The organism is Chryseobacterium sp. UYP7 (assembly GCF_056279225.1).
Map to the genome: position 1 here is coordinate 389,509 of NZ_JBWBQW010000003.1, position 11,276 is coordinate 400,784.

At 33.9% G+C, this 11,276-nt stretch carries 13 protein-coding genes; all 13 read right to left on the minus strand.

Annotated elements, in window-relative coordinates; all coding sequences use genetic code 11:
- Positions 1 to 510: 510 nt before the first annotated feature.
- The gene (locus ACZ9HT_RS09315) at positions 511 to 927 is read right to left on the minus strand and encodes a DUF4267 domain-containing protein (protein WP_476040206.1); all 417 of its coding nucleotides are present in this window, start codon (positions 925 to 927) and stop codon (positions 511 to 513) included.
- 410 nt (positions 928 to 1,337) lie between these two features.
- Positions 1,338 to 2,450 carry an MBL fold metallo-hydrolase gene (locus ACZ9HT_RS09320; protein ID WP_476040207.1) on the minus strand — a complete coding sequence of 371 codons (1,113 nt, stop codon included), beginning with the start codon at positions 2,448 to 2,450 and terminating at the stop codon, positions 1,338 to 1,340.
- Positions 2,451 to 2,502: 52 nt separating this feature from the next.
- The gene (locus ACZ9HT_RS09325) at positions 2,503 to 3,411 is read right to left on the minus strand and encodes a helix-turn-helix domain-containing protein (protein WP_476040208.1); all 909 of its coding nucleotides are present in this window, start codon (positions 3,409 to 3,411) and stop codon (positions 2,503 to 2,505) included.
- Positions 3,412 to 4,380 (minus strand): NADP-dependent oxidoreductase, encoded by a 969-nt coding sequence (locus ACZ9HT_RS09330; protein ID WP_476040209.1) that lies wholly within the window; start codon positions 4,378 to 4,380, stop codon positions 3,412 to 3,414. It abuts the gene before it with no gap.
- A 462-nt stretch (positions 4,381 to 4,842) separates the two neighbouring features.
- Positions 4,843 to 5,541, minus strand: coding sequence for an SDR family oxidoreductase (locus ACZ9HT_RS09335; RefSeq protein ID WP_476040210.1), 699 nt, complete (start codon positions 5,539 to 5,541; stop codon positions 4,843 to 4,845).
- A 137-nt stretch (positions 5,542 to 5,678) separates the two neighbouring features.
- A complete protein-coding gene (locus ACZ9HT_RS09340; RefSeq protein ID WP_476040211.1) occupies positions 5,679 to 6,215 on the minus strand; it encodes a GNAT family N-acetyltransferase in 537 nt (178 codons plus the stop codon).
- A gap of 19 nt (positions 6,216 to 6,234) precedes the next feature.
- Positions 6,235 to 6,735, minus strand: a complete 501-nt coding sequence (locus ACZ9HT_RS09345; protein WP_476040212.1) for a GNAT family N-acetyltransferase — start codon at positions 6,733 to 6,735, stop codon at positions 6,235 to 6,237.
- Between the two features lie 122 nt (positions 6,736 to 6,857).
- Complete coding sequence (locus ACZ9HT_RS09350; RefSeq protein WP_476040213.1) at positions 6,858 to 7,259, minus strand: VOC family protein; 402 nt, start codon at positions 7,257 to 7,259, stop codon at positions 6,858 to 6,860.
- Positions 7,260 to 7,427: 168 nt separating this feature from the next.
- Positions 7,428 to 8,183 (minus strand): SDR family oxidoreductase, encoded by a 756-nt coding sequence (locus tag ACZ9HT_RS09355; RefSeq protein ID WP_476040214.1) that lies wholly within the window; start codon positions 8,181 to 8,183, stop codon positions 7,428 to 7,430.
- 106 nt (positions 8,184 to 8,289) lie between these two features.
- Complete coding sequence (locus tag ACZ9HT_RS09360; protein ID WP_476040215.1) at positions 8,290 to 9,276, minus strand: aldo/keto reductase; 987 nt, start codon at positions 9,274 to 9,276, stop codon at positions 8,290 to 8,292.
- 79 nt (positions 9,277 to 9,355) lie between these two features.
- Complete coding sequence (locus tag ACZ9HT_RS09365) at positions 9,356 to 10,033, minus strand: transposase (protein WP_476040216.1); 678 nt, start codon at positions 10,031 to 10,033, stop codon at positions 9,356 to 9,358.
- An 86-nt stretch (positions 10,034 to 10,119) separates the two neighbouring features.
- Positions 10,120 to 10,317 (minus strand): hypothetical protein, encoded by a 198-nt coding sequence (locus ACZ9HT_RS09370; protein ID WP_476040217.1) that lies wholly within the window; start codon positions 10,315 to 10,317, stop codon positions 10,120 to 10,122.
- A 165-nt stretch (positions 10,318 to 10,482) separates the two neighbouring features.
- Positions 10,483 to 10,818, minus strand: a complete 336-nt coding sequence (locus tag ACZ9HT_RS09375; protein ID WP_476040218.1) for an IS110 family transposase — start codon at positions 10,816 to 10,818, stop codon at positions 10,483 to 10,485.
- Positions 10,819 to 11,276: the final 458 nt, after the last annotated feature.

The following is an 11,276-nucleotide window of genomic DNA, read 5'->3' on the forward strand; positions in this document are numbered from 1 at the left end:
TGACTGAATTCCACAATTAACACCACTACTTAAAGTCAATAAATTATTTAACTATTGGAAAATCCTAATGAAAATAGAGACTTTCCTTTAACGCCATGTATTAATAAATTTTTGAGGTTACATCGTTATAGAGATTATCATCTGCTTCGAAAACTAAAATAGGAATATTGGTTCATCAGGAATAAATGAAGTGGATAAAACTAGCGCTTTCAATATCTTTCACAGTTTACAGTATGATTAGAAAGGTATACTGTCAAGACTTCCGTCTACTTCGAAAGCAGAATATAATTTAAGATACATAATTTATTAGTTTACGTACCAAATTACTCAACAGAAGGCAACAATATAAGAGTTTAAAGCCGATTAAATACTAAGTTTTGTGAAAATAAACGAAAAGCAAAAACTTTCAATTATACTAAATTTTGTAAGAAGCGATAAACTTTGATTTAGCACTAAACCCGCCATACTGTCAAACCGATGTTAATGATACGTTGTTTTAATTGCTTCCTGTCATTGTTTTTTCCTAGTTAGATAAGTTAGATATATACCTAACCCAAAAATTAAAGGCACAGGTGCTGCATGTCGTAATGCGGAAAAAGTCCCAATTGATGGACTAAAAACGAAAAAATCTGTTAGTGGAACTACGGCACCAACTAACATTATAATTCCGAGTGCTTTTATTTGGTTACTTAGTGCGAGTGTGACAATCATTAAACCAATCGCAAGTTGACGAATGCCCATGGCTAAAGCGAAAGGTTCTTTAAGTTTATCAATATTAGTAATGTCAAAAACCTTTCCCGCAGCGTCTGGAATGAGTAAAATGAGCAATCCCGAAATTACCAAAAAAAGTCCTGGTAAAAGACAGAGGTATTTGGCGAGTTCAATTTTTTTCATCCGTGCCATATCAATTTTTCTATTTATTTTCATGTTTGTAAGATCTCTAGTGGATAATTTCTAAGAGCAAATACGCGTATACCATAGGATATATTTTTTAATTAAATTGAAAGTCAAAAAATTACAGATATTCAAATCATCAAGTAGCTTATCATCAATCTGATCCGTTTTAGTATTACAAACATCAGAAATGAGGGATAGTACTTAGATCTTTGGAATAAAATGTTTCCAAAAAATAATAATCTCTTATTAGCGACGGAATAGCAAAATTAGAAGGTTGAGATATCGTAGATAGGGGGGGTTAGTATAATATAAATTTAATTCAACTTATTGTACTTCAGAAAAGAAAAGATAGCACTTAAAAATTTTGCGACGCTGAATTACTTATTTAATGGTCTTATTCGAAAAGTTGTCTTTTGTAATCCTGTAGAAATAAATTAGCTCTACTTCATCCCTACCCACCATTTGTCAAATATTTGGGTGGAATCTTTTAGATTTACTATTTTTCCAACAATAGGAGTTACCAGTTTAAAGTTTTGCGCTTTGTTAAGTTCTGTAAGTTTTATTAATGGCTCGTCCCAAGGGTGAATAGAAAGCACGAATTTGGAGGAATGAACAGGAAATATTTGTTTTGTATTCAAATCATTTGCGGCCTTTAACACTTCTTCTGGTGTTTCATGTATATTTGGCCAAGCCTTATTATATTGACCGTTTTCTAAAATCACCAGATCAAAAGCTCCATGTTTTTTACCGATAGCCGCATAGTGAGGGCCATAACCACTATCCCCACCCATGTATATTTTAGTTGAAGGTGTTTCTAGGACATAGGAAACCCAAAGAGTTTTGTTTCTCGTTAAGCCCCTTCCAGAAAAATGTCTTGCGGGTTCAATATGGATTTTTGAACCATTTTTAATATCAACATGCTCATACCAGTCCTTCTCAATAATTTTTCTCGTATCGAAGCCCCAATATTTAAAATGAGAACCTACCCCTAATCCACATATCACGGTCTCGATTTTGTCTTTTAAGCCAATTACAGTTTCGTAATCTAAATGATCGTAATGATCATGTGAAATGAGTAAATAATCTATTTTCGGAATATCTGAAACAGTGAAAATATTTGAACCGATAAAAGGTCTTACAGTATTTCGTATAGGCGACGCATTATTGCTAAACACAGGGTCTACCAAAATACGAATTCCATCTATTTGCATAAAATAAGAGGAATGTCCAAACCAAACAAGCACATTCATCGAAGGATCTAGATTGTGTAAATCTGTTTTTACATTTGGTATTGTATCAACAGGTTTTAAACGCGGGAATCTCTTAAATAGTCGCTCATATATTAGTCTTGGAATAGAATAATTTTCAGCAAGGAAAGGTGTGATTGTTAAGTTTTGAAATTGCCCATCATTATAATTTCGTGATGCGCTTATATTTTTTAATTTGGCACCCTTCGGGTTTTCTCCAAATGTTTTACATCCTACAAATGAAGTCGCAATAATAATAAGTCCCCCGAAAACAACAAATAAAGTTTTCTTTAATATTTTTTTCATTCTAATTGTTTAGGTTTCATTTGTTTCTGAAAGGTTTTCATTTCGACAAACATTAATTAAATCCCCTCCGAAATTCCATCGGCGTCATTTCAGTTTTTAATTTAAACAATTTACTAAAACTTTGTGCATGTTCAAAACCCAATTCGTAAGCAATCTCATTTACCGTCAATTCTGTGGTTGATAATTTTTCTTTTGCTTTCTCTATCAATTTATCATGAATGTGTTGCTGCGTATTTTGCCCGGTTAAAGTCCTTAAAATGTTACTTAAGTATTTTGGGGAAAGATTTAAACTTTCAGCAATAAACTTTACCGTCGGTAAACCTTTGCTTAAAAACGCTTTGTTTTCAAAATAATCTGTTAATAAATTTTCTACTCTACCCAAAATTTCATGGTTAGATTTTTCTCTAGTAATAAATTGGCGGTGATAAAAACGGTCAGCATAATTGAGTAAACTTTCAATTTGCGAGAGAATAATCTGCTTGCTAAATTTATCAATATTGCCGTCATATTCCTGTTTTGCGGTAAAAATAATATTGTTAATTATTGCTTCTTCTTTGTCGGATAAAAACAAATTTTCATTCAGAGAATAATCCCAAAAATCATAATGATTTATGGTTTTTGCCAATGTAGTATTCCACAATAAATCAGGATGAATATAAATAACCCAACCTGATTTTTTTACTTCTTCGCCTTCATGGTCTACTGCAATACTAAAAACCTGTTTTGGTGACATGAAGGACATAATTCCCTCATTAAAATCAAAAGTTTGCTGTCCATATTTCATCTTTACATTATCCATTCGCTTAACCGCTATGCAATAAAAATCAAACAGCATACTTTCCGGTTTTTCGGTATTTTTATATGGCACAGTTGAGACGTCTATCACACTAATCAAAGGATGATGCGGCTTTGGAAGATCAACATAATCATGAAATTCGCTGATCGTTTTGAAGTGTTTCATTTAGTCATTTTCTTTGCGGATTTCCAATACCAATTTTCCTTGCACGTGCCAGGTTTCGCTTTCCCGATGAGCATCTGCAACTTCTACTAAAGGATAAACTTTATTGATAACAACTTTTACCTTGTCATTTTCTATTAACGCAGCAATTTCTTCCAGCCATTCTCTTTTCGGTTGGTTTGCAGATAATTCTCCAGTAACATTTTTAGTGGAAAGGACTTCAATTAGTTCCTCATTAAAAGGTGAATCAGTATTAACACTCACAAAAATTCCACCTTCTTTCAAAACACTTATAGCTTTTATTCGCTCTGTATTATCGCGGTTTGGTGAAGCCTCTAATATTACATCTACATTAGAAACTAAATCCTCAAAATTTTGAGTTTTATAATCGATCACTTCATCTGCCCCAAGTTCTTTCAGATAATCCATGTTTTTAGTGGAAGCAACTGCAATTACATACGCTCCTTTCGCTTTTGCAAATTGCACTGCAAATGTGCCAACTCCACCTGAAGCGCCTTGGATTAAAATTCGTTGACCTGCCTGTAATTTTCCAAAATGAAACATAGCAGTCCAACCAGTAAGTGCAGTTAGTGGAACAGCAGCGGCTTCATTAAAACTTAAATTTTTTGGCTTTAATGCAAACTGCGTGGCTTTTGCAGCGCAATATTCAGCATAACTACCATCTCCCGGAAAATTAGGTAACCCGAAAACAGCATCTCCTATTTTAAAATCCGAAACATCACCACCAATTTCTTCCACAATTCCAGCAGCATCCCAACCTAAAGTCATCGGCAAAGTGAAATATTGGCGCAGCGACTCGTTTCCTCCGGTACGGATCACACACTCTACGGGATTTACACCGCTTGCGTATAATTTTACAAGAATTTCATCTGCTGCCGGAACGGGCCGCGCAATTTCTTCCATTTTTAAAACTTCTGGTCCGCCAAATTCATTGATTCTTATTGCTTTCATAATATTTATATTTATGAGACAAAGGTAGTTTCACTCAAGAAAATTGAGGTAGTGAAAATACCTTTTGTTTTAGCCAAAATAACTTTAGAAAAATTTAATCATATTCTAGAATATTTAAATTATCAGACCTAAAAGATCTTGACTTCCACAAACATTAATTAAATCCCCTCCGAAATTCCATCGGCGTCATTTCCGTTTTTGTTTTAAATAATTTGCTGAAACTCTGTTAATGTTCAAATCCCAACTCGTTAGAAATTCATTTATTGGTAAATCTGTGGTTGAGAGATCTTCTTTGGCTTTTTCTATAAGCAAAGCGTGAATGTGTTACTGTGTATTTGTGGGGTTAAAGTTCGAAGCATATCACTTAAATAACCAGAGTATGACTAGACTTCCGCAAACACATTAGACGGTAGATTTCTGAAACTGAATTAATAATTGTCAGAGCCTTTTTTCTGCCCACTTTTAAGGATTTGTTGCCCAGACATTAACTTCCGGTATAAAGCCTACATCATTTAATTCCAGCATTGAAGCCACGACCTGCGCTATTTCCAGACCTTTTAATTTGTGTTCCGTATTTTCTGAAACGTATCCAATTTTATCCATAAAAGGCGTTACCACTTCACTGGGGTTGATCTGCATGACACGGATATTATTTTTTCGCAATTCTGAACGCCAGCACATTGTAAGTCCCGTAACTGCGGCTTTGCTGGCAACATAGGCGGAACCATTTGCGAAACCGCTTACAGCGCCCATTGAGGATATATTAATAATATTTCCGGTATTTTCTTTAATAAAATGTTTCGCGGCATACTGACCGCAAAGGAAAACGCTTTTGGCGTTAACTTCCCAGATTCTTGTGAAATCTTCAACTTTTGTTTCTACCAGCGAACCCATAAATCCAAGTCCGGCGTTGTTTACTAAAACATTTAAACCGGCCATTTTTTCCAAAGCAAAATCAAATAAGTTTTTGATATCGGCTTCATTACTTACATCTGCTTTAATTCCGAAAACGCCCAATTCTTCTGCAATTTTCTGTACCGTTTTGTTGGTTCTGCCACAGATTACGACTTCTGCACCTTTAGATTTTAAAAGTTTTGCGGTTTCATATCCTATTCCCGAAGTTCCGCCGGTTATGATTGCTTTTGCTGTATTTAAATTCATATTTTTTATTATTTTAAAAACTAATTTTGCGCATTTCGAAAACAGTTTGTAAGGAAGCGAAATGAGAATTTTTTTAAAATTTTTAATTTTATAATCGCGATTTGCTCATTCTCAAAATTATTAATTTCTCCCTTTATTTATTTAAAAAATTCTTTAGAATAAATCACTTTTCCACCTTCAATTTCGCTAAAATCCTTTTCGTTCAAATTGATAATAAATGCCTGCTCTTTAGGAATTTCAATAGGAATTTCAATGTTATAATCGCTTAAAAACTCATATCCAAATTGCTGATAATAATCCGGAATTCCAAGAAGAACAATATATTTATAGCCTAGTTTTTTGGCAACATTATGTGCTTCAAGCACAAGTTGTTTACCAATTCCGCGATTTTTAAATTTAGGAAGTACTGACAGAGGCGCCGGCGCAAGTGAGGGGAAAAGTTTTCCTTTATTCTTAATATTAATTTTGGTTACTAAAATATGCCCAACTAATTCCTTATTTTCATTTTCAGCAACAATTGATAATTCCGGAATGAACGCGGTGGATTTTCTTAAACGCTCAACCATTATTTGTTCTAAATGGTTGCTGTAAGAAATTTCACAGTAGGTGTCTAAAATTAATTTAGAAATCGCGTAATAATCTTTTTCATTTTCAGGTCTTAACTTTATGGTCATAGAAAAGTATATTTTTAAATTAATATATTACATTAAACCTCATCATGATATCCGTCTGGTCATCATCGCCCACCATAAATGAATGTTTAGAAAATCCTACCAACCTATTTTTTTTGTAAAAAGAAATTGCGCGCTCGTTTTTTTCCCAGACACCTAGCCATAAATAATCGAGTTTCAAATCCTGCGCAATACAAAGGGCTTTTTCATATAAAATTTTGCCAACCTCTTTTCCGTGATAATTTTTTAAAACATAGATCCGTTCGATTTCCATTCCGTTGGCTTCCTGTAATTCAGTTTGCGCCTCGCCAAAATTTAATTTTAAATAACCAATGATTTCTTTAGCTTCCCTGGCAAAATAAAACAGCGAATCTTTATTATAAAATTCGGTACTAATCTGATTTAATGAAAAATTAGCATCAAGAAATTTCTGCATATTTTCTTCCGAATTAAATTCAGAAAAAGTTTCGCTGAAAGTTTGCCGGGAAATTTTTTGTAACTGCTCAATTTCTTCGGCTAACACTCTTTCTATTTTAATGTTTTGTACTTTTTTAAAAAATTTCAATGCAAATTACCACTTATAAATTCATCTCCCCGGAAATTTCTATACTTTGAGAATTAACAATTTTGCTTCATTAAAAATAATTATTTTTTACCATCAATCCTAGCCATTGCTTCTGTTGACGTAGGTGTAAAGAAATTGACAAGATTACCATCAGGGTCGCGAAATAAAAGAGATTTATTTCCCCAAGGCATCGTTGTAGGTTTTTGTACGAGTTTGTTTTCAAGATAACTTGCTAATCTTTCATACTCTTTCTCAACATCCTCAACTCTAAATTCTATAATAACGCTGCGGTTTTGGGCCGGCTGGGCAACATCATCTCCACCAAAAACCTCTAGTGTTTTGGTACTTCCAATTGCTATTGTTGCACTTGGTGTTTTTAATTCTGCAAAATCAGGGGTATACTTTACCATTGCAATTCCTGTTATTTTCTCATAAAATTCTACTAATTCATTGAAATTGGCAGTAATAATACGGATTGACATTAAATTCATTTTTCTTATATTTTAGATTATACACAAAAGTAGTTTAACATTATGACAACGTTTTGTCAAAGGTCAGGAAATTCTTTTCTTTTTTGGCTAAATAATACTGAAGTGTCTATTTATATGGTTGAGATTTGTTTCTGTTTCTTTTATTTTTAAAATCCTGTTTTAAAGTAATATTCCGCCACTTGCTTCAATTCTTTGTCCATTGATCCATTTTGCATCATCGGTACATAAAAAGGCAACGATTGGTCCAATATCTGTGGGTAAACCTGCTCTTCCAAGTGGTGTTGCTGCGGCTATTGCGGCATTTGATTCTTTATTATCTCTAGTTCCGCCACCACCAAAATCTGTTTCAATTGCACCCGGCGCAACTACATTCACATTTATTCTTCGTGGTCCCAATTCTTTTGCAGTATATCTTGTCAACACTTCTATCGCACCTTTCAAAGCACCATAAACGGATAATCCCGGATAAGAAAATCTCGCAAGTCCAGAAGAAATATTTACAATTCCACCGCCGTCATTCATTATGTTCAAGGCTTTTTGAGTTAAGAAAAACACGCCTTTAAAGTGAATATTTACAGTATCATCAAACTGTTCTTCGGTTGTGTCTGCAATTGAGGAATAAAGTGCAGTTCCAGCATTATTAACCAGGAAATCAAATTTTTCAATTCCAAAATCGTTTTGCAAATCACTTTTTAAATTTTCAAAAAAACCATCAAAAGATTTTACGTCGCTTGTGTCCAATTGTAATGCAATCGCTTTTTGACCCATACCTTTTATCTCTTCTACCACTTCATCTGCTTTGTCTTTTTGGCTGTGGTACGTTAATACTACGTCTATTCCTTTTTTAGCAATATTGATTGCCATGTCTTTTCCTAATCCGCGGCTTCCGCCGGTTACTAATGCTATTTTACTCATTCTAATTAAATTTTTTAATTATAATTTTTATGTTTTGTACCCGTGCTAATATTCAGGCATAAGTAAATAACTCCTGTCATTTCCTGATTTACCATTCAACACTTAATTATTTTGCTACAATATTCATCAATGCCGCGGGATAACGTTCTCCTTTAATCGCATCATGGTCAAACGCTTTATTTAAAGCAGTCATCTCCTCCGTTGTAAATTCGATTTCCAAAGCAGCTACATTTTGTTCGATTCTACTTGGCTTGCTCATCCCAACTATTGGAATGATGTCTTCGCCCTGGTTTAAAGCCCAAGCCAATGCTAATTGACTGGCAGAAACATTTTTATTGGCTGCCATTTCTTTCAAAAAATCTACTTTTTGTAAATTGTGTTTTAAATTGTCTTCTTGAAACCTTGGAAACATACTTAAGTAATTTTCTTTTGATAATGGAAAAGACATATTCCCAGTCAACAAGCCATAACTTAAAACGGAATACGGAACGATACTTATTCCTAAATCCCTTGCTGTAGGAAGAATTTCATTTTCAATAAATCTTGTCGCTAAAGAATATTCGATTTCCAAGGCAGAAACTGGATGTACTTTGTTTGCGCGTTTTAATTGGTCAGCATTTGCTTCCGAAATTCCAAGATAGCGAACTTTGCCTTCGTCAATCAAATCTTTGATCGCGCCCACAGTTTCTTCGATAGGAACGTCTTGGTCAATTCTTGCAGGTTGGTAAAGGTCAATTTCATCAACGCCCAATCTCGTTAAAGAATAGGCACAAAAGTTCTTGATTGCTTTTGGTCTGCCGTCGAAACCGAGAAAATCACCGCTCGGACTTCTTAGAGTTCCTGTTTTAACACTCAAAAAGACTTTATCTCTTCTATTTTTAATCGCTTCCCCGATAATTAATTCATTCATCCCCATTTCGTAGAAATCGGCTGTATTCAAAAAATTGATACCCGAATCTATGCCTTGTTTTAACGTTTTAATTGTTGAAATTTTAATTCCTTCCCGTTCATATGGGTTACTATTTGATACTCGTGAACCCATTGAGATCGGTGAAACTTTTGGTCCATTTTTTCCTAATTCTCTTAATTTCATTTTCTTATATTTTTAAAAATAATGTTGTGTGACTATCATTTTTTAACTTCTGACTAACGTTTTTCTTTTTTACTCACAATCAATTGGTTGTGAAATTGATTTCTTCGTTGGTCAAACCAAATTTAGTAATTTGTTTTTGAATCCTTTTTACTAAGCCTAGTTTTCTTTTTTCATCCAAAAATAAGTTGCCTTCCGGATTGACATATGCTTGATTTTTAACCACCATATTCCAAATGATGATTGCTAATTTCCTTGCAGTTGCTGAGATTGCAGATACCCGACCTTTTCTAAAATTGATTCGCCTTAAAAAATCCGATAATGGTGTTGAATCTTTTAGATTACCAATCGCATTTGTTGCATTTCTTAAAGCGATTTTTAAACGGTTACTTCCTTTTTGGGATCCTGTTAGAAAGTATTTACCACCACTTATTTTATTGTTTGGGGTCACTCTCAACCAGCTTGCAAAGTGTTTTGCAGTCGGGAATTTCTTGAAACCCTCCAATCCAACATCACTCATTATTGATAGTACGGTTGAATAGGAAACTCCTTCAATTGCCAGTAAATCTACGCCATCAAAATATTGATAAGCCATTAAATTTAAGTCGATATTTTTAGGCGTATTCTTATTGATTTTTTTGTGTTTTTTAGGTTCAATGTGATGTTGTCGTTTATTGTCGTCTTGTCCGATTGTTGAGTTTAAGATTTTCTCAATCTCTACATCGCATTGTACAATTTTACTTTGCAAAACTTCATACATCTCAAGCTCTTGATTCAGGGCAAATAAATAGTCTTCTATTCCATTGGTATGAAGTGCTTTTGAAATTTACTCATTTTTTGTTTTTATTATAAATGGTATTCGTGATTCGCTTCGCTTAATTCTTCTTCTGTTTTTCTGCAATTACCGTGTCTTAATTCGGCTAATTTTAAAGGATCTTTTTCTCCGTTGCAAATCGCATGAATGATGAGCAGTCCGGTTAAACCACAGATGTCATTAACAACAACATCCAATCTAAGGTTTAATAAGCGTAAATATTTTTGCATCTTTTTTGAAGTGCTTGCTGCAGAATCTAATAAATTGGCGCGATCGCGACAGTAGGTTCTGAGCTTCTCTGTTATTTCATCTGGAAGGAAACTCCCTGTTAAAAGGCCTATACTGTATAGTTTTTGAATCCATTGACAAATAAGCGAAGCGATTCATGAGTACCTTTAAAATAAATAAATAGACGAATAATCTTGAACATCTGTTTTTCTACCTTTAATGTTTTTAGTGAATTTGCCATTACACAAGATCACTTGGAATCCGTCAGCCAATAAAATAGCATAAAGAGCTTGCCAATAGGTTCCTGTACTTTCCATCGCAACGGTTTGAATGTCTTTTTCTTTGAGCCAATCTGAGAGGTTTTTTAGGTCTTCATTGAAAACACCAAACTCTTTAATATCTTCATCTTTTTGGCCAACCGCAACCCAGTGAGATCGGCTGCCAATATCAATTCCTGCAGCATTTGAATTGATAATTTCCATTGAAATTATGTTCTCATTCATATTTTCAAAAATTAATAATTAAAAATACTCTAAGGAGATGTTCTTTAGGCTAAAAAATATTCTGAACGGGGTTCTAATAAATGATACCGCCACTGAAGTCATCACATACATCTCAACCAGGATTGCACCCCTGCTATTACGCAATAGTTTTAAAATCGGCCTTGCAAAGAGTGGAATAAAATTAGAAAATATTTTTCATAACTGCCAAACGTTAGCTTGAGAAGTCAATTCTGGGGTATAGGGGGGATTGCCTGTAACGGTTGGGTATTTATGCATGCGGGGTAAAAATACGAAAACTTTGTACTTGCTAAAAAATTAATTAATCGCTAAAATCTTCGATGAAAACTTCAGACCCGCTTGTATAAATACCTTCTTTACTTTACATTCATAAAATTAATACCTTTAAATAAACAAGACAGAGGTGAACTATAAATACCGTTAGAGATTAGAAGTCTCAA